The 22,373-nt window shown below is 62.5% G+C and carries 1 protein-coding gene (only partly in view); it reads right to left on the bottom strand.

What is annotated here, in order from left to right; translation table 11 throughout:
• Positions 1-22,373, bottom strand: partial view of an Ig-like domain-containing protein gene (locus tag J2T09_RS09420; protein ID WP_306833594.1) — the 5' portion only. It extends 5,857 nt beyond the left edge of the window; 22,373 of the gene's 28,230 nt are visible here — the first part of the coding sequence; the start codon lies at positions 22,371-22,373; the stop codon falls past the left edge of the window.

The raw sequence follows: 22,373 nt of genomic DNA, 5'->3' as shown, positions 1-22,373 counted from the left end.
GCGGGAGCAGTCCCCAGACCATAGGAGACGGCCGAACCTTCCGGATCGGTCGCGACCGGCAGCCGGTTGGTATAGGGCGTGTCTTCCGTGACGGTGATGGCGGTGTCGGAGCCGACGGGCGCGTCATTGACCGGCGTGACATTCATCGTGACGGTGTAGGTGTTCGACGCCTGACCGTCACTCACCGTATAGGTGAAGCTGTCCGTGCCGTAGAAGTTGGCGGCCGGCGTGTAGGTATATTGGCCGGTCGAGGTGATCGTGACCGTACCATGTGCCGGCCCGGTTCCAACGGCATAGGTAATATCCGGGTCATCACCATCAGGGTCTTCCGCTTCGGGCAGTTGCCCGGTCTTGGGCGTGTCTTCCGGCGTGCTGTCCGCCCAGTTTCCGGCACGCGGCGCGTCGTTGACGCCCAGTACATTGACCGTGACCGTGTAGGTATTGAACGCACCGTCGGCATCCCTGACGGTATAGGTGAACGTGTCCTGACCGTAGAAATCCGGGTTGGGCACGTAGGTATAGGTGCCGTTCGGCGCAATCGTCACCTGGCCATTGTCCGGCACGATCGAGCCGAGCGCATAGGTGACGGCCGAACCTTCAGGATCGGTGGCGCGCGGCAGCGTGCCGGTGGTCGTCACATCCTCGGTGACGGAGATCGTGGCGTTGGAGCCGACCGGTGCGTCATTGACAGGATCGATGGTGATCGAGACGGTGCGGATGATGCTCGTCTGCCCGTCGGAGACGCGGAAGGTGAACTGATCGGTTCCGAAATAATTGCCAGTCGGCGTATAGATGAAATTGCCGTCGATATCCATGGTGACGGTGCCGTGTGTCGGGCCTGTCGCTACCGAGAAACGCGGCGTGTCACCGGCATCCGGATCGGTCGCTTCGACCTGACCGGTCAGGGTCGTATCCTCGTTGATGGTGAAGTTATAATTGCCGGCCACCGGCGGCGCGTTGTTGGAACCGACATCGATGGTGACGGTGCGGGTGATCGTCACCGTTCCATCGAACACCGTATAGGTGAAAGTGTCCTCACCGAAATAATCAGCATCCGGCGTGTAGGTATAGTTGCCGGCCGCATCGACGGTGGCGACACCATTCGACGCCTGCGCGCCGAGCGCGAAGGTGAGCGGATCATTGTCGACATCGACTGCCGTCAGCTGCCCGCCGACGGTCTGGTTTCTGGGTGTCGTGACTTCGACATCCACGGCAACAGGCGCATCATTGACCGGACGCACGGTCACGGTGACCGTGTAGCTGGAGCTTGCCTGGCCGTCGCTGACCGTATAGGTGAAGGTGTCGGTGCCGTTGAAATCGGCGCGCGGCGTATAGGTGTAACCGCCCGTTGGCGTGATCGACACGGTGCCGTTGCCTGGCTGGCTTCCGACAGCATAGGTAACCGGCGTGCCTTCACGGTCTGTCGCAATCGGCAGCGAACCGGTCACCGGACCGCCATCCTCATCCATCGAGAAGGCGGCATCGGCTGCCGTCGGCGCATCGTTGACCGGCGAGATGGCGACGGAGACCGTAACGGTGCGAACACCGCCCTGCCCGTCGCTGATCTCTACCCGGAAACTGTCGCTACCGTTATAATCGAGCGCTGGCGTGTAGACGTAACGGCCGGCATTGTCGATCGAGACGGTGCCGTGTTGCGGCTGTGTGGAGACAGTGAAGGTCAGCGGGTCGCCATCGGCATCGCTGGCGGCGATGGTGCCGGAAACCGGCGTATCCTCTGCCGTCGTGATCGACTGATCTTCCGCGACCGGGACATCATTGACCGGCTGGATGAAGATGGTCGACTGGCTGGTGGCGGTCAATTCGCCGCCCGCACCCGTATTGCCGCCATCGCTGGTGGTCATGGTGAGCGTGACGGCGGCGCTGCTGTTTTCGATCGGCCGGAAAACGGGTGCCACGGCGCTGCCGAGATAGGCATTGATATTGGCGAGCGTGCCGGTGAGCACGATCGTGCCCGTGCCGCCACCGGTGACATTGACATTGCCGCCGGAGAAGGCCGACAGCGTGCCGCCGCTGACATTGAGCGTGACCCGGATCGCACCATTGCCGGCATCGACATCGGTGACGGAAATGTTGGCCAGCGTCAGCGTGCCGTCTTCCAGCATCGAATAGTTGGCCGGCAGCGTGTTGACCGGTGCATCGTTGATCGGACGGACAAGGCCGCTGACGGTTGCCTCATCGGTCAGCGTGCCATCGGACACGGTATAGGTGAACGAAGGCGAACCGTTGTAATTCGCTGCTGCCGTGAAGGTAATCGTGCCATTGGCATTGAGCGAGACGGTACCGCCGATGACCGTGACCGGATTGCCGAGCGAAATCGCCTGCCCGTTGATCTGGCTGACGAAAAGCGTATCGCGATCGATATCACTGTCATTGGCGAGAACGTTGATGGTAACGGAGCCGTCCTCATCGATGGCAAACGTATCATCGGCCGCAACAGGCGCATCATTGACCGGCGTGACGGTAATCGTGACGGTGGCCGAGGAGATGCCGCCATTGCCGTCATCGATCTGGTAGACGAATGTGTCGGTGCCATTGAAGAAGGCGGTCGGCACATAGGTGAAGGTCCCGTCGGCATTGAGCGTCAGCGTGCCGTGCGCCGGCTGGCTGACCAGCGAAACCGCCAGATCGTCGCCGTCCGGGTCCGTATCGGGGCCATTGCCGCCACCCGTCAGCACATTGCCGCCGAGAACGCCGCCTTCGGCGACGGTGAAATTGTCCGCAACGGCAGTCGGGGCCGGGTTGGTGACCGTCAGCACAAAGCTTTGCGAAACGGTGCCGCCATTGCCGTCACTGGCCGTGACGGTCACGGTGTAGTCCAAGCGCCCGGTGGCGCCGGAAGCCGAACGATCGATCGTGCCGGAAATCTCGCCGGTGTCGGGATCGATGTCGAGGCCGCTGGGCAGGCCATCCGCGGAGAAGGTCAGCGTATCGCCATCGGGGTCGGAGAAGTTTGCCGCCACCGGATAGGTGATCGCCTGGCCGTCGCTCCATGTCTGGTCCGGAAGCGGGCCGCCGACCGGCGCATCATTGGCGCCGGAAACGGTGACCGTCAGCACGGCGGTCGCGGTCAGGCCACCCGGATCGGAGATCTGGTAGGTGATGGTGGTGTTGCGGGTTTGGCCGGCCTGAAGATCGTTGAAGGCCGTGCCCGGATCGAACGAATAGGCGCCATCCGCGCCGATGATGAAGGTGCCGCCATTGCTGCCGGTCACCGGCACGCCGACCGAGGCCGCACCATTGACGGCGGTGACGAGAATGGCATCGCCATCCGGATCGCTGTCGCTGCCGACGATGACATTGCCGGTGATGGCAGTGCCCTGCGTGGTGCTGGCATTGTCGTTGACCGCCACGGGTGCGTCATTCACCGGATTGACGGTGATGGTGACGGTCGCGATATCGGTCAGGCCACCCGGATCGGTGACGATGACCTGGAAACTGTCGGTGCCGTAGTAATTCAGCGCCGGCGTATAGGTATAGGTGCCGTTCGGATTGACGGTGACGGTGCCATGCGCCGGCGGCGCATAGGGGCCATAAACCAGTGTATTGGCGACATTATCGACATCGACGGCGATAATCTGGCCGCTATAGGTCGTGTCCTCATTGGTGGAGACAGAGACATCCTGCATGACCGGCGCGTCGTTGACCGCCGTGACGGTGATCGTCATCGTATAGGTCACCGTGTCGGTGCCGTCGCCGACCGTATAGGTGAATGTATCGGTGCCGTTGAAATCCGGGTTCGGCGTATAGGTATAGGTGCCGTTCTGGCGGATGACCACCGCACCGTTTGCCGGGGCCGTGCCGACGGCATAGCTCAGCGTATCGCCTTCGGCATCGGTGACGGCCGGCAGCGGCGCAGTCAGAACGCCATCCTCGGCGACCGTGCCGGTGCCGTTGGAGCCGATCGGCGCGTCATTGGTGCCGGTGACGATGACAGTGAGCGTGGCGGTCGAGAAACCGCCCTGCCCGTCCGATATCGTGTAGGTGACGGATGTGGCGCGGGTTTCGCCTGCGCGCAGGGCATCGAAGGCCGTGCCCGGCTCGAACCTGTAATCGCCGTTTGCATCGATGAGGAACGTGCCGCCGGCCGAACCGGTGACAACCGTACCTACACCACCTGCAACGCCGTTGACGGCCGAAACGGTGAAGTCATCGCCATCCGGGTCGATATCCTCACCGGCGCCGTTATCGTCGAAGACCGACCCGATACTGGTCTGGTTTTCGCCGGTCTGCACCAGATCGTCATGCGCGATCGGAGCCGGGTTGGCGACGGCAAGCGTAAAGTTCTGGGCAACCGTATTGCCGGCCGGATCACGCGCGGTGATGGTGATCGTGTAGGGACCGGTGACCGATGCGTCGCTGGCAAGCGTGCCGGTAATCAGGCCCTGCGCATTGATGGAAAGTCCGTCAGGCAGGCCACTCTCGGTAAAGGTAAGCGTGTCGCCATCCGGATCGGAGAAATAACCGGAGACATTGATCGAGACCGGATCGCTATCGTTATAGGATTGCGGCGGGATCGGTGTGGCGACCGGCGCATCCGGCACGGCAACCACATTGACGGCCACGGTGAAGGTCACCGTCGTGCGGCCATCGTTGACCGTATAGGTAAAGCTGTCCGGACCGTTGTAATTGGCGGCCGGCGTGTAGGTATAGGCGCCGTTCGGGCTGATGGTGACCGTGCCGCGTGACGGCTGCGTGGCAACCGCGAAGCTGAGCGTATCGCCATCGGCATCGAAGGCGGTCAGCGTGCCGGTCGCCACCGTATCCTCGGTGACCGGGATGGTCGAGGTGCCTCCGGTCGGCGCATCGTTTTCACCGGTGACGGTGATGGTGAGCGTGGCGGTGGATTCGGCACCGTCCGGATCACGGATCGTGTAGGTGACCGACGTGGTACGGCTTTCGCCGACCTGCAGATCGTCGAAGGACGTTCCCGGATTGAACGTGTAGGTACCATCGGCATTGAAGACGAAGCTGCCGCCGGTGCTGCCTGCGACCGGTGCGCCGACCGCACCCGCCGTACCGACACGAACGATCGTGAAGGACTGGCCTTCCGGATCGCTGTCATTGGCAAGCACAGAGCCACCATTGAGCACGGCGTTTTCCGTGGTCGTGCCGGTGTCATCGACGGCAATGGGCGCATCGTTGACAGGGATGACATTGATGCTGGTGACGGCCGCCGCCGACACCGCACCGAGCGTATCGGTGACCGTGAAGGACAGCGTGCGCACGCCGGGCGCAGGATTGTCACTTCGGTTCTCATAACTGATGGCGCGCAGGAAGGCGCTGAGATCCGCATCCGGCACGATGACATCGGGACCGGCGGCATTTTCGATATGCAGATTGTTGCCGCTATAGGTGTAGCGGAAAGTCGTACCGCCAAAGGCAAGCGTACCGCTCGAAGCCGTGCCATAGGCAATATCGACGACGCCGTTCAGATGGGTGACCTCGAGAACGCCGTTTCCGGTGAAGCCACCGAAAACGATATCCATGGAGACGATGCTGCCTTCGACATCGAAGACAGAAGCATCCGGCGTCGCGATTGCAACGGCCGGACCGCCCTCGACGAAATCGACGGTACGGTCGACACCGGCGCCGGCGCCGTTGAGATCGATGATGGCCGGATCGTTGACCGGGGTAACGGCGATAGAGATCAGGCCATCGTCAAAACCGCCATTGCCATCGCTGATGCGATAGGAAATCGCGACATTGCCGTAGAAATTGGCGGCGGGCGTGAAGGTGAGGTTGCCCAACGCATCCATGGCGATCACGCCGTTGGAGACGGTCACACTGCCGTTCGGCGCGATTGCCTGGCCGTCGATCGAAACCAGCGTCAGCGGATCACCGTCCGGGTCGCTGTCGGCACCGTCAGTGTCGGTCACCGGATTGAAGGTGATCGGCGTGTCTTCGGCGGTCGTATAGCTGTCATCGACGGCGACCGGCGGCGGATTGGTGACCGTGAAACGGAAGCTGGTCGACGCGGGCAGACCGGGCCCGCCCGGCTGGCCGAGACGATCATAGGCGGTGATCGTGACGGTGTAGGGGCTGCCTACCGACGCGTTGGCGGCAAGGCGGCCGCTGATGATGCCGGTTTCGGCATCGTAGGTGAGGCCGGGCGGCAGGTTGGACACGACGTAGTCGAGGTCGTCGCCATCCACATCATTGAAATAGCTGGAAACATCGAGGCTGAAATTTGAACCGTCCGCCTGTGTCTGGTTCGGCACCGGCGAGGCGGTGGGCGCATCATTGACCGGGTTGACGGTGACGGTAACGCTGGCCGTATCGCTGCCGCCATTGCCGTCGCTGATCGAATAGGTGAAGGATTCCGTGCCGTGGAAATTCGTGGCCGGCGTGAAGCGCAACACGGCTTCGCCGCCCGCATTCAGCACAAGTTGCACGGAGCCATTGGTCGTGCCGACGGCCGGACCGTTCAGCGTGAGATTGACGCCGTTGACGAAGATGACGGTGCGGGCATCGTTGTCGAGATCCACGTCATTGGCAAGGATGTCGATATCGACCGGCGTGTCCTCATTGGTCGTGGCGACATCATCGCGCGCATCGGGCGCGACGTTGTTGATGATGTAGACGAACTGGATCGTGCTCGCCTGATCGAAGGGATCGGTTGCCGTGACCGACACCACATAACTGCGGCTGCCCATCGGGCCCGAGGCATCGCTGGCGATGCGGCCGGAGATGACACCCGTCGTGGCATCATAGGTCAGGCCCGGCGGCAGGCCGTCGATCGTATAGGTCAGCGTATCACCTTCGGGATCGACAAAATGCGACGACGTATCGAAGCTGATCAGCTCGTAGTCGTTGCGCTGCATGTCGGCGATCGGCGAGGTGATCGGCGGATCGTTGCTGGCGTTGACATTGACCGTGACGATGCCGGTGGAATAACCGCCCTGACCATCGGTGATGCGGTAGACGATCGTATCGGTACCGTTGAAATCGAGGTTGGGCACGTAGCGCAGCGTTCCGTCCGGATTGACGGTGACCGTGCCGTTGGCGGCAATCGGGTCGAAATCCGGATCGAGCGAGATCGTGTCGCCATCCGGATCGCTGTCGTTGTCGAGAACGTCGATGCTGTCGATCGGCGTGTCTTCCGGCGTGCTGATGCTGTCATTGACGGCAATCGGCGCCGGGTTCGTGACGGTGAACTGGAATGTCTGGCTGGTGGAAAGGCCGCCGTTCGTGCGGTCGTTCGCCACGACGGTAACGGTATAGGTCGCGCTGCCGCTGGGGCCGGCCGCATCGTTGTCGATCGTGCCGACAATGGTGCCGTCGGGCCGCATTGTCAGGCCGGGAGGCAGGCCTGTGGCGGAGAAGGTCAGCGTGTCGCCGAGATCGGGGTCGATGAAGAACGAACCATAGGCCAGCTGGGTGCCCGAAACGGTCTGGCTTTCCGCCATGGTGACGGATGGCAGCGTGACCGGCTGCGTCGGCGCTGTGTTGACGCCGGTGACGGTGACGGCAATCGTCGCCGTGCTGGAGGAACCATCGGCATCCCTGATCGTGTAATGGATGACCGTCGTGCGGGTCTGGCCCGCGCCGAGATCCGTGAAATCACTGCCGGCTGAGAAGGAATAGGTTCCGTCCGCATTCACGGTAAAGGAACCGCCCTGCGAGCCGGCGACGGCAACGCCGATATTGGCGGCAGATCCGTTGACCTGCGACAGGAAGATCGGATCATCATCCACATCATTGCCGATCCAGTTGCCGCTCCCCGTACCACCTTCGAGCACAGTGCCGGGCAGTACGTCATTGACGGCATAGGGTGGCTGGTCGGTGACGTTCCAGGTGATGGTCTGGCTGGTGACACCGCCCGCGCCATCCAGCGCCGTGATGGTGACCTGATATGGTCCGCCGTTGGAAGCCGTGTTGGTCAGGGTGCCGGTAATGCGGCCCGTCGCCGGATCCAGGTTGAGGCCGGGTGGCAGGTTGGTGACCTGGAAGGTCAGCGTCGGTGAATCGATATCGCTGAAATAGGGCGCGACACTGAAATCCACCGGCTGGGTATCGCCATCGGTACGATCCGGGATCGGCGTCGCCACCGGCGCATCGTTGACCGCGGTGATGGTGACGCGAACGGTGGCGGTCGATACGCCGCCATTGCCGTCATCGATCGTGTAGACGATCGTATCCACGCCGTTGTAATTCGCATTCGGCGTATAGGTCAGGGTCACCCCATCGGGGCCGATGGTGACCGTGCCATGCCCGGCCGATACCGCGGTGATCGTCAGCGGATCGCCATCCGGGTCGATGTCGATGCCGGCGGTAGTACCAATACCGGTGATACCGTCACCGTTGACCGGATTGAAGCTGATCGTGGTATCTTCCGCAACGGTGATCGCATCATTGACGGCTGTCGGACCCGGATTGGTGACCGTCAGGATAAAGTCCTGGGAAATGCTGTTGCCCGTACCATTCGGGCCGTCATGCGCGGTGATGACGATCGTATAGACGCCGCCATTGAACTTGCTGGCGTTCTTGTCGATCGCGCCGAGAATGGTACCGGTGGCCGCATCGAAATTCAGCCCGGCGGGCAGGCCCGTCACGGTGAAGTTGAGATCGTCGCCATCCGGATCGGTGAAGAAATCGCCGGTATCAAGTGCCAGCGTCTGGCCATCGGCGCGGACGATGTCGGGCAGGTCCTTGACCACGACCGGCGCATCCGGCACGGCGGCGATATTGATGCGGACGGTGGCGGTGGCCACCCCGCCATTGCCGTCATCGATCGTATAGGTAAAGCTTTCCGCGCCGTTGTAATTGGCATTCGGCGTGAAGCGCAGGAAGGGCTTACCGTCCTGTCCCACCAGAAGCGTGACCGTGCCGTGGGCGATGGCGAGAGGCGTGTTGAGCGTCAGGTCCCTGTTGTCGACACGGACGATCGACAGCGTATCGCGATCGGGATCGTTATCGTTGGCAAGAACGAGAATATCGACCGGCGTGTCTTCTGTCGTGTTGACGGTATCATCGCCAGCCACGGGCGGCAGATTGAGCACGGTGTAGCGGAATGTGACCGGTGTCACGCCACCCTTGCCGTCATTGGCGGTAACGGTAACAGTGAAGACCTTTTCCCCGGTCGGACCCGACGCGCCGCTGGCAATGGTTCCCGTAATGCTCGTTCCATTGAATGTGAGACCATCCGGCAGGCCTGACACGGTATAGGTCAGCGTGTCGCCATCGGGATCGCTGAAGAAACCGCGCACGTCGAGCGTGTCGGCATCGCCGTCATTGCGGGTGCGGTCGGGGATGGTGCCACCGACCGGATCATCGTTTACCGGCGTGACGGTGACCGCCACGGTTGCGGTCGCGGTGCCGCCATTGCCGTCGGAGATCGTGTAGACGATCGTGTCGGTGCCGTTGAAATTGCTGTTGGGCCGGTAGGTGATCTGGCCGTTCGCGCCGATCGTGACCGTGCCGTTGACGGCGGAGGCGCTGGTAACGACCAGCGGATCGCCATCGGGATCGCTGTCATTGGCAAGAACGTTGATCGTGTAAGGCGTGTCTTCCGGCGTGGTAAAGCTGTCGCCGACGGCGATCGGCGCCGGGTTGGTGACGGTATAGGTGAAGCTGCGGGTAACGGTGCCGCCATTGCCATCATTTGCGGTGACGGTCACGGTGTAGACGCCATTGCCGTCCGGTCCGCCGATGCTGGCCTGACGGTCGATCGTGCCGGTGATGACACCGGCCGCGCTGATGGAGAGGCCGGACGGCAGACCGGTCTGGCTATAGGTCAGCGTATCGCCATCCACATCGCTGAAGAAGCCGGAGAGATTGAGATTGATGCTGGCGCTGTCGGCGGAGGCACGGTTGGGCAATGTGCCGGCTGTCGGATCATCGTTGACCGGCGCGACATTGATGGTGACGGTATATTCGTTGGTACCGCCCTTGCCATCGCTGACGATGAAGGTGAACGCGTCACGGCCGTTGAAATTGGGATACGGCGTATAGGTGTAGGTACCATCCGCATTGATGACGACGGACCCATGGGCGGGTGACGTGCTGCCCACGGCATAGGTAACGACATCACCGGTATCGACATCGGTTGCGGCCGGAAGATTGCCGGACAGCACGGCATCTTCATTGACGCCAACGGTGACATCGGAGGAAACGGGCGCATCGTTGACCGGCGTGATCGTGCCGTTGATGGTGCCAGTCGTGCTCAGCAGACCGTCGGAGACCGTGTAGGTAAAGCTCACGGCACCGTTAAAATTGGCATTCGGCGTGAAGGTCAGGCGACCATCGGCATCGAGCGTGACGCTGCCTCCGGTGACAGCGACCGAACCGTTGACGGCGATTGCCGTGCCATTGATGGCGGTGATCGAAATGGCATCACCATCGACGTCGCTGTCATTGGCGCGGGGATCGAAGGTGATCGCCGTGTCTTCATTGGTCGTGAAGCTGTCGTTGACGACGGTGGGCGCATCATTGACCGGGGTAACGTTACCGGAAACCGTCGCGGTTGCCGATCCGCCATTGCCGTCCGAAACCGTATAGTTGAACGAAATTGGGCCGTTATAGTTGGCAGCCGGCGTGAAGGTCAGCGTGCCATTGGCATTGAGGCGAACGCTGCCATTGCTGACGAATACCGACGAACCGACCGCGATAGCGCTGCCATTGACCTGGCTGATCGTCAACGTGTCGCCATCGATATCGCTGTCATTGGTGAGGACGGAAATATCGACCGCATTGTCTTCCGCCGTCGAGAACGTGTCATTGCCGGCGACAGGCGCATCGTTGACCGGCGTCACCGTGCCGTTGACGGTAGCGGTCGCCGTGTTCCCCTGCCCGTCGGACAGGGTGTAATTGAAGGACGGGCTGCCGAAATAGTTGGCGGCAGGCGTAAAGGTCAGCGTGCCGTTGGCGTTGAGGGTAACGGTGCCGCCCGTTATCGCGATGCTGTTGCCGGCCGTTATGTTGGTGCCGTTGATCTGCGTCACGGTGAGCGGATCACTGTCCGGGTCGCTGTCGTTGAGGCGCACATCGAAGGTGACGGCGGTGTCTTCCGCCGTCGTGAACGTGTCGTTGACGGCGACCGGCGGATCCTGAACCGGCGTGACCGTGCCGTTGACGGTGGCCGTCGCGGTGTTCCCGTTGCCGTCCGAGATCGTGTAGGTGAAGGACGGGTTGCCGTTATAGTTCAGGCTCGGCGTAAACGTGAGCGTGCCATTGGCATTCAGCGTGACGCGGCCGCCGGTGACGGTGACACTGCCACCGACCGAGATGGCGCTGCCATTGATCTGCGTGACGGTGAGCGGGTCGTTGTCCGGATCGCTGTCGTTGAGGCGCACATCGAAGGTGGCGGGCGTATCCTCCGCCGTCGTGAACGTGTCGTCGGCCGCGACCGGCGGATCCTGAACCGGAATAATCGTGCCGTTGACGGTGGCCGTAGCCGTGGCGCCCTGCCCGTCGGACAGAGTGTACGTGAAGCTGACCCCGCCATTGGCATTGGCATTCGGGGTGAAGGTCAACGTGCCGTTGGCATTGAGCGTGACAGAGCCGTTGGTGACGGTGACGCTGTTGCCGGCCGTGATGTTGATGCCGTTGATCTGCGTGACCGAAAGCGTGCCGCCGTCGACATCGCTGTCATTGCTGCGAACGTCGAAGGTGATCGGCTGGTCTTCGTTGGTGGTGAACGTGTCGTTGACGGCGACCGGTGCATCATTGGTGCCGGTGACCGTGACGGTCAGCGTCGCCGTCGCCGTGCCGCCCTGCCCGTCCGAGATCGTGTAAGTGACGGATGTGGTGCGGGTCTGGCCGGCGGCCAGATTATCGAAGGCGGTGCCGGGGTTGAAGACATAAGCGCCATTGGCGCCGATGGTGAAAGTGCCGCCATTCGAGCCGGTCACTGCTGCCCCGATGCCCGCAGCCGAACCGCCGACGGCCGAAACCACGATCGGATCACCATCCGGATCGCTGTCATTGGTGATGACATTGCCGGAAACATTGGCGTTTTCGGTGGTCGCCGCCGTGTCGTCGATAGCTGAAGGCGCCGGGTTGGTGATGGTCCAGGTGAAGGTGCGGCTAACCTGCGCGCCGCCGCCATCGGTGGCGGTCACGGTCACCGAATAGGGACTTCCGACGCTGGCGCTACGATCGATCGTGCCGGTGATGACGCCGGCCGTGCTGATGGAAAGGCCGAACGGCAGGCCCGTCTGGCTGAAGGTCAGCGTATCGCCGCTATCGGGATCGGAGAAATTGCCCGCGACATTGAGGTAGACCGACTGCGCATCGGCACCGGACTGGTTGGCGATCGGCGTGGAGACCGGCGCATCGTTGACACCGGTGACAGTGACGGTGAAGGTCGCAAAGGACGTGCCGCCCTTGCCGTCCGACACCTGGTAGGTGACCGAGGAGGTGCGGGTCTGGCCGGCTGCGAGATCGACAAAGGCAGCACCCGGATTGAAGACCGCCTGACCGTTTGCGCCGATCGTGAACGTGCCGCCGCCGCTGCCGGCGACCGCAAGGCCGACGCCACCCGCCGAACCGTTGACCTGCACGACGGACAGCACATCACCATCGACATCGGTATCGTTGGCGAGAACGTTGATGGAGGCGGTACCGGTCGCAAGAATGCTTGCCGCATCATTGGCAGCGACCGGCGCATCGTTGACCGGCGTGATGCCGACCGTGACCGTGTATTCGACCGAAACCTTGCCGTCGCTGACACGGTAGGTGAATGTGTCGGAACCGTTGTAATTGGCGGCCGGCGTGTAGGTGAAGGTGCCGTTGGAATTGACAACGAGCGTGCCATGGGCGGGTGCGGTGCCACCGGCGGAATAGGTCAGCGTATCGCCATCGACATCGGTTGCGACCGGCAACGTGCCGTTGAGGACGGTATCCTCGTTGATCGTGTAGCTGCCCGGTGCGCCGACCGGCGCGTCATTGACCGGGTTGACCGTGATGACCGAGGTGTCCGTATCCGAAAGCGCGCCGCCGGCACCGGTATTGCCGCCATCATTGGTGACCATGGTCAGCGTGACGCTGCCATTGGCATTGAGCGCCGGTGCAAACAGCGGGCGGTTGGCCGACGCCAGATAGGCGTTGATCTGGTTGACCGTGCCTGTAAGCGTGATCGAGGCAGTGCCGGTGCCGGACACGCTAACGCCGCCCGCAGCCGTTGCCGACAGTGTACCCGAATTGACACTGAGCGTCACCGTGATCGGATTGGCGCCGGCATCGACATCGGTGACGGAAATGCCGGTCAGCGCGAAGGACGTATCCTCATCGGTGACAAAACTGCCCGGCAGGTTGTTGACCGGTGCGTCATTGACCGCCGTGACGTTGAAGGTGATCGTGTTCGGCGACTGATCGGTATCGATGCCGCCGTTTGCAGTGCCGCCATTGTCGCGCACCTGGAAGGTGAAGGCGGCAAGCGCCGTGCCGTTGGCATTGGCGGCCGGCGTGAAGACGAGATTGCCGAGACTGCCGGCGGCGATGAACTGGCCAGCGGTGACGGCATTGCCGCCCAGCGTCAGCGTGCCATTGCCAGGAAGGGTGGTGATGACCACGCCGGAAAGCGCATTCGCCGGATTGTCGTTCGGATCGGAAAATCCGAAATCGGCGACCGCGAACGTGTAGCTGCCGTCTTCCGCAATCGTCACGGTCTTGTCGGCGCCGGAAGGTGCGTCGTTGACCGGCGTGATGCTGATGGTCGCGGTATCGATATCGGTCAGCGCCGGACCGCCGGTATTGCCGTTATCATTGGTGGTCATCGTGAGCGTCACGCCGGCAACCGAGTTTGCTGCGGGCGTGAAGCTTGGGCGATTGGTGGCGCTGTTCAGATAGGCATTGATGGCCGACAGGCTGCCGGTCAGCGTGATCGTGCCGGTGGCGCTGCCATCGACCGTGACGCCGTTGGCCGTGGTCGCGGTGAGTATGCCGGAACCGACCGAAAGCGTGACGGTGACATTGCCGCTACCGGCATCCGGATCGGTGATCGACAGGCCGACGAGCGAAAGCGCATTGTCTTCCAGCGTGGTGAAGGTTGGCGGCAGCGTGTTGACCGGCGGCTTGTTGACGGCAGCAACCGCGACCGTGACATTCGCCGTTTCGGTGGCACCACCCGACGTGACCGTATAGCTGAACGAGGTGACGCCGGCATAGGCATTGTTCGGCGTGAAGATGAGCTGCCCGCCGGCGGTCAGCTGAACCTGACCATTGGCAACGGTAACCGGCGCGCCACCGGCAGTGATGGCCACGCCGCCAACAGCGGTGATGGTACGGCCGGCATTTTCAAAACTGTCATTGGCGAGGACGGAAATCGCCACTGCCGTGTTTTCGGCCGTGGAGGCGGTGTCATCGACAATATCGGCGACGCCGGTGACCGTGACGGCGATACTGGAAACGGTGGGCGAGCCGACCTTGCCGTCGGTGGTGGAAATGGTGATGCCGCCGGCGGTGCCGTAATAATCGGCGGTCGGCGCATAACTTGCGCCGGCAAGGGCGGCATTGATCGCCGCCTTCGAGCCGGAGAAGGTCATCGTGGTATTCGATGTGCCGTTACCAGTGGTGAAGGTCAGGCCCCCAATACCGGACAGCGAGAACGTGCCGTTGGCGGCAGTGATGGTGACCGTCAGGTTGCTGTCATCAACATCGCCGACGGTGATGGCATTGCCCGCGCCCGACGAGAAGACCAGCGTGCCGTCTTCCGTCATGGTCTGGCTGCCCGGCACGGTGTTGACCGGCGCATCGTTGACCGGCGTGACATTCACGTTGATCGTTGCGGTTTCCGTGACACCGCCCGAGGTGACGGTGTAGGTGAAAGTCGTCTGGCCGTTGAAATCCTGTGCCGGCGTGTAGGTGATCGTGCCATTGGCATTGAAGGTGACTGTGCCCTGGCCTGCCGGCGGCTGGGTGACGCTGGTGAGGACCGGGGTGCCTTCGAAATTGTCGGCCGAGCCGCCACCCACACCGGTAATGGCGTTGAAGGTGATCGGCGTATCTTCCAGCGTCGTCACCGTATCGGCAACGATATCGGCCACCGGCGTGATGGTGATGCCGATCGTATCGGTATCGCTGGCAGTGCCATCCGTGGTGACGACGGTGATCGTGTCGGAGCCGTTGTAATCGGCGTTCGGATTGTAGCGCAGGCTGGCGAGCACCGCGTTGACGGCGCTAGCGCTGCCGCTGATCGTGACGGTGCCACTGTTGTTGTTGCCGATCGTGGCGCCCGAAGCTCCGGTGACCGTGATCGTGCCGCGGGTGACGCTGACCGTCGTGGTCAGGGTGTCGCCATCGATATCGGTGACAGAAATGCCGCTGACGGCAAGCGATGTATCTTCGGCCGTGGTCTGGCTGCCTGGCACGGTGTTGACCGGAGCGTCATTGACCGGGGTGACCGTGACATTGACCGTGCCGGTTTCCGAAACGCCACCGGAGGAGACCGTATAGGTGAAGCTCGCGGGGCCATTGTAATCGGCGGCCGGCGTGAAGGTCAGCGTGCCGTTGGCATTGAGGCGAACCGTACCGTTCGGGACGGCGACGGAGCCATTGACGGCAATGGCTGTGCCGTTGACGGCGGTGATGGTGCGGTTGGCGTTCGAGAACGTGTCGTTGGCGGAAACATTGATGGCGACCGCCGTGTCTTCCGCAGTCGTGGCCGTATCGTTGACGATATCGGCGACCGGCACGACGGTGATCGTGCTGGTATCGACATCCGTCAGGCTGCCGTCGCTGCTGGTCATGGACAGTGTGACGGAACCGTTGAAATCGGCAACCGGATTGTATTTTGGCGCAGCCGCCGAGCCGAGGAAGGCGTTGATATTGGCAAGCGTGCCGGTTAGCGTGATCGAGGCCGTGCCCGTGCCGGAGACCGTGACGCCATTGGCCCCGGTCGCCGACAAGGTGCCGGAATTGACCGCGAAGGTGACGGTCATCGTGCCCGTGCCGGCATCGGGATCGGCGAGCGTGATGCCGGACAGCGTCAGCTGCGTGTCTTCGTTGACGCTGAAGGTCGCAGGCAGGCCGTTGACCGGCGCATCGTTGACGGGGATGACCGTAACCGTGGTGACGGCGATATTGGAATTGAGCGCACCGTCACTGACGGTCACGGAAATGCTGCGCGGCGTGGAGCCGGGATCGCTGGAAGTCGAGCGATAAAGAACCTGCTGCAATGCCGTCTGGTAATCCGCCTTGCTGGCGGAACCGGACAAGGTCAGGCGGGAATTGGCAGGATCGTAGCTGGCCGTGATGCCGGATGGCAGCGTGCCATTAACGAAAAGGACGTCGCCGGCCACCGCATTGGTGATGGTGATCACCGCACCGGACATGTTGGCATTGTCGATATCGATGATCGACACGTCGGTATCGACGACGGAAACGCCCGCACCCTTTTCCGTATAGCTGGTGGAATAACCGGTGCCGGCACCGGACGCATCGAGATCGAGAACCGGTGCGTCATTGACCGGGGTAACCGTGATGATCGAGGTATCGACATCCGTCAGCGTACCACCGGAGCCGGTATTGCCGCCGTCGCTGGTGGTCATGGTCAGCGTGACATTGCCGTTGAAATCGGCGGTAGGCGTGAAGACCGGGCGTGTCGCGGCGCTCGCGAGATAGGCATTGATATTGGTGAGCGTGCCGGTCAGCGTCAGCGTGGCGGTGCCCGAACCATTGACGGTGACACTGCCGCCTGCAGTCGCCGAAAGCAGGCCGGAATTGACGGAAAGAACGACCGTCATCGTGCCGCTTGCCGCATCCACATCGCTGATCACGAGGCCGGCGAGGCTGAGGGCGGTATCCTCCGGCACCGTGAAGGTCGGCGGCAGGGTATTGACCGGCGCATCGTTGACGGCGGCGATGGTGATCGTGCGCGTATCGATATCGGTGAGCGGACCGCCGGACCCGGTATTGCCGCCATCATTGGTGGTCATCGTCAGGGTGACGGAACCGTTGGCATTGGCGGCAGGATTGTAAAGCGGCACCGAAGCCGAGGCGAGATAGGCATTGAGGCTGGCAAGCGTGCCGGTGAGCGTGATGGTGGAGGTGCCGGAATTGGCAACCGTGACACCACCCGCATTGGCAGCAGTGATCGTGCCGCTGCCGACCGACAGCGTGATCGTCATCGTGCCGGTACCGGCATCGACATCGGTGACGGAAAGGCCGCTCAGCGCGACTGCGACATCCTCGTTGGTCGTCCAGCCGGCGCCCGGCAACGTATTGACCGGCGCATCGTTGACGGCAGCGACGTTGATGGTGACGGTCGCGGTTTCCAGCACGCCGCCGGAATTGACCGTGTAGGTGAAGGTCGTCTGGCCGTTGAAATTGGCAGTCGGCGTATAGGTGATCGTGCCGTCGGCATTGAAGGTGACGGTGCCCTGGCCCGCCGGCGGCTGGGTAATGGCGCTGACGAACCGGCCGGGATTGGCAAAGGTATCGGCGGTGGCGCCGCCGGTGCCGGTCAGAACGTTGAAGGAAACGGGCGTATCTTCCGTCGCCGCGATCGTGTCATTGGTGGCGTCCGCCACCGGTGTCACGGTGATCGCCACCGTGTCGGTATCGGTGAGCGCACCATCCGAGGTAACGATCGTCAGCGTGTCGGAGCCGTTGAAATCGGCATTGCCCTGATACCGCAGCGAGGCGAGAACGGCATTCACCTGCGCCAATGTGCCGGAAACAGTAACGGTGGAGGTACCGACGCCGGTGACCGTGCCGGAATTGGTCACGGTGGGCGACAGAATACCGTTGTTGACGGTGAGCGTGACAGTGACATTGGTGCTGTCGACATCGCCGACCTGCACGCCTGATATCGCCGTCATGGTGTCTTCGGGGATCGACTGCGCCCCCGGCACGGTGTTGACCGGCGCGTCGTTGACGGCAATGACGTTGACGGATGCAATCGCAGTGTTGGAATTCAGCCCGCCGTCATTGACGGTCACGCTGATATTGCGGGTAACCGTCGATGGATTTTCCGAGCTGGACAAATACCGGATCTGCTGCAGCGCCGTCTGATAGGCACTGATGCTGGCGGAACCGGACAGGGTCAGCGTGAAGGTGGCGGAATCGTAGCTCTGGATGGTGATGCCCGGAGGCAGCGAGCCTGCGACGGAAAGAAGGTCGCCCGCCTGCCCATTGGTGATCTGCACCCGGAGCGACGCCATGGTGCCGTTATCGACATCGGCGATAACGACGTCAGAGGCGGCAATCGCGACGCCCGTGCCGTTTTCCGTATAACTGGTGGAATAGCCCGTGCCCGAACCGCCGGCGCTGAGATCAAGCGTCGGCGCGTCATTGACGGGGGTGATGGTGATGGTTGCGGTGTCGGTATCGGTCAGTGCGCCGCCGCCGGTATTGCCACCGTCATTGGTGGTCATGGTCAGGGTCACCGCTCCGTTCGCATCGGCCACCGGCACGTAAACCGGCGCCGAGGCGCTGGCGAGATAGGCGTTGATATTGGCAAGCGTGCCGGTGAGCGTGAGGATGCCGGTGCCCGAACCGGTGACCCCGACGCTGCCGCCGGCCGTGGCAGTCAGCACGCCCGTCGGGACCGACAGGCGCACGGTGATGGTGCCGGATGCGGCATCGAGATCGGTGACGGCAAGGCCGGTCAGCGCGACGCTGGTATCCTCGTTCGTGGTCCAGCCGACAGGAATGGTGTTGACCGGTGCATCGTTGACGGCCGTGACGGCAACAGTGGCGACGGCCGTGTTGGAATTGAGCGCGCCGTCGCTGACGGTGACATTGATCGAACGGCTGGTGGCGGTGCCGCCATTGGTCGGATTGTCCGACGTGCTGGAATAACGCACCTGCGCCAGATAGCTCTGGTAATTGGCCTTGGTGTCGGAACCGGTCAGCGTCAGCGTGAAGGTGGCGGCGTTATAGGAAACGGTGATATTGCCGGGCAAGGTCGATGCCATGGCAAGGATGTCACCCGCCTGACCGTTGGTAATGACCACGGTCGCCGAAGCCATGTTGGTATTGTCGACATCGATGACCGATGTGCCGGCAGCCGAGGTGATGGCAACGCCGGCTGCATTTTCCGTGTAGGATGTGGCAAAACCCGTGCCGGCAACCGTGCTGTCGAGATCGAGGATCGGGGCGTCGTTGACGGGATTGATGGTGATCGTGCGGGTGTCGGTATCGGTCTTGACGCCGCCGATGCCGGTATTGCCGCCATCATTGGTGACCATGGTCAGAGTGACTGCACCGTTCGCATCGGCAACGGGCACATAGACCGGCGCGGACGAGCCGGCGAGATAGGCGTTGATGGCGGTGAGCGTGCCGGTCAGCGTGATGGAGCTGCCCGAACCGGTGACAGTAACCCCGCCGCTACTGGTAGCCAGAAGCGTGCCCGTGCCGACCGAGAGCGTGACCGTCATCGCACCGGTGCCGGCATCCGGATCGGCGATCGACAGGCCGGTCAGCGTGACATTGGTATCTTCATTGGTCGTCCAGCCGCCGGCCGGCAGGGTATTTACCGGATCGTCGTTGACGGCGATGACGCTGATCGTGGCGGTTGCAAGCGGCGACGAAATCGCGCCATCATTGACCGAAACGTTGATGATCCGGTCCGTCGTCGCCGGCGTATCGCCGGAATTGGAGAAGGTGATGTTGCGGATCGCCGTCGCATAAGCGGCCTTGGTGGCGTTGCCCGTCAGGTTGATGGTGATCTGGCCGGCAACCGAATTGTCGATGCTGCCGGTGATGCCGGAGGGCAGACTGCCCAACGCCAGCAGGTCTCCGGCTTGGGCATTGGTCAGAACGATCGTTGCCGAGCGCATGTTGGCGCTGTCGAGATCGCGCACGCTGGCGGCAACAGCCGCGATGTTCACGGCTGCACCATTTTCGGTATAGGTGGCCGCGTAATTGTTGCCGGCAACAGCATCGACATTGGTCAGCGCGCTGACATTATCGACGAAAATGTCGTCCGTGCTCGGCGCAAGGCCCAGAAGGCCACCGGTGGAATTGTAGCTGAACACCAGCGGGCCCGAGGCGCTGACCGTGGACGGCAGGTTGATCGTCACGGCCGTACGGGTCCAGGCGGCGGTGTTGACGGCGGAAGCAGCGACGGTCGTCGGCGAACCACTCGCACCGTTCAGGTAGGTGATTGTCGCAGTGTTCGGGTTGCCACCCACGACGCCCGTGGAAACGCGCGCATAGACAACCCCGCCGATGGAAATTTCGAGCGTGGCTGGTGTCGTGTTATCCGTCGATACGCCAAGGATAGTCGCATTGTTGCTCCAGCCGACGTCGAACGTCAGCTGTGTCGCGCCGGAAGGGGCAAGCCCGTCGTTCCAGCCGGACAGGCCGGTCTGCGTGATGGTGCCGGTTGCCGCGGAATTCGTCCAGGCAAAACCGCCGTTCACGATGCTGCCCGTGCCGGAAACAGTCCAGCCGCTTCCGCCGGGATTGGCGCCATTGCCGACGATTTCCTGCGTTACCGTGCCTGAGTTGAGGTCGATGGTAGGGCCAACGGCGTTATAACCGAAATCGGCGCTCAACACCGATGCGCCAATGGCACCGATCGACACGGTACGGGTCGTTGCGGTCGTGGCCGGCGCGGTGCCGAGTGCACCATTGGTATCGGTGACACGCACGACATACTGGCCCGGCAAGACACCGGTGAACAGATAGGCGCCATTGATGTTGGTCGTGTCGGTCGCGATCACACGCTCGCCGGCATCGGCGACACCATTGTTGTTGACGTCATCGACCAGTTGCACCGTGACACCGGAGATGCCGCCATCGACGCCGGCATCAAACGTACCGTTACCGTTGTTGTCATCGAACACGATATCGCCGATGGACGCGGTCGGTGGCGTCCAGGTAGCGGCATCGCTGACCGCGGTTGCCAGCGCCGTCGTGCCATTGGTGGTGATCGTCAGCGCCGAGCCGATTGTTGCGCCCGTCGTCGGGTTGAAACGCTGGATGATCGGCGTGCCGCCGGTGGTCAGTGTACCGACGACATAGGAATTGCCGGCCGCATCCGTGGCGCCCTGGGTACCGCCCGGGTTTGTGAACGTGCCGGCGACCGCAGCGCCGGTGGTCAGGTTGAAACGCGTGATGCCCGTGCCGGTGATGCTGAGCAGGTTGCCGTTGGCGGTATCGATGGCGAAATCGCCCCAGTCGGTGCTGGCAAGGTTGGAGCCGAAAGTCGAAACCCCGGCCAGCGTCCTGCCGTCGGCCGAAAATGTCAGGCGCCAGATCTGCGCATCGCCGGCACCTGACTCGACCCCGAGGAAGAGCGATCCGGCATTGAAGGCCGCCGCACCGCTGCCGACGCCGCGCGTGCCGATGACGACATTGGTGAGGGCGCCGTTGCTGCCCAGATCGTTGTCGATGAGGATATGGTTGTTGTTGATGAAGTCGTAGGCGAACAACGCCCTGTTGGTGTTCACAGATGCGGAATCGGTATAATAAATCAGGCCGTTCGCCTGATCGACGGCGAGCGAATTGATGGTGTCTGACATGGTTATGCCGCCGACTGTGGCGGGTACGACCGTAATCGCCGTCGCCTTGCCGGTAGCCAGATCGACGCTGTAGATCGTGCGCTCCGAGGAAACGAGCACGGCACCGCTGCCGACCGAAGCCTGCACATTGAGCAGTTCGGCGTAATGTTCCTGCGCATCGGCGGAGATGATCGACTTGGTGGTCACCTCGCCATACCGATATTCCAGCGTCCAGTCGCCGCCTTTGGTCGTGGCACCGGTCGTATCGTCCGACGCGGCGATATCTGCGCCGGTCTGGTAGCTCATCATCCGGGCAGCACTTTCGCCCAGCTCGCCACGGGCAAAATCGCAGCCGTAGATGAGGATATCGGCGTCGTCCCTCAGCGAGGAGCGCAGGCTCTGCAGCTCGTCGGCATATTCGTCGGCCATCGATTCGACCGTCAGCGTCGCCGTGCCGAGATAGAGGCGCCCTTCGTCACCGTGGGAAATGATGTGGATTGACTGGACATTGTCGAGGCCGCGCAACGCTTCGGCCAGCTGTTCGACACCATCGCGTCCCTTTTCCAGAACGACGACGTCGAAATCGCCTTCGATGCCCGCCAGAAGTGATTCGTAGTTCGGCACCGAGCTATCGACCACGACGACCTGCCGGCCGGCATCGGAGGCGGCGGCTTCAGTCGTGGGTTGTACATCCGCATGCGCGCCTTCGGCCGCGGCCGCCAGCGCGCGCGTAAGCGCGTCGCTGTCGCGCGTGTCGGAAACCGTCTTAGCGGCGGTGTCATGCGTTGCGGATTGATCCTTTTCCTGAGCATGTTCGACCGTTGCTGCACCGGCGGCATCGAACGCAATGCGCTGCTCGAGCTCCATCAGCATGGAACCGAGGCGGTCCTGTCCTCTCGCCTTCTGTGGTTTCGCCTTTTTCTTCGAAAGAGGCTTTTTCGGGCGAGTGAAATGCTCGTTCAT

Origin of the sequence: Neorhizobium huautlense, assembly GCF_030811685.1 — a bacterium.
In the GTDB taxonomy this organism is placed as follows: domain Bacteria; phylum Pseudomonadota; class Alphaproteobacteria; order Rhizobiales; family Rhizobiaceae; genus Neorhizobium; species Neorhizobium huautlense_A.
Note: the sequence above shows the minus strand (reverse complement) of the source record. Positions and strands in the feature narration are given on the sequence as shown.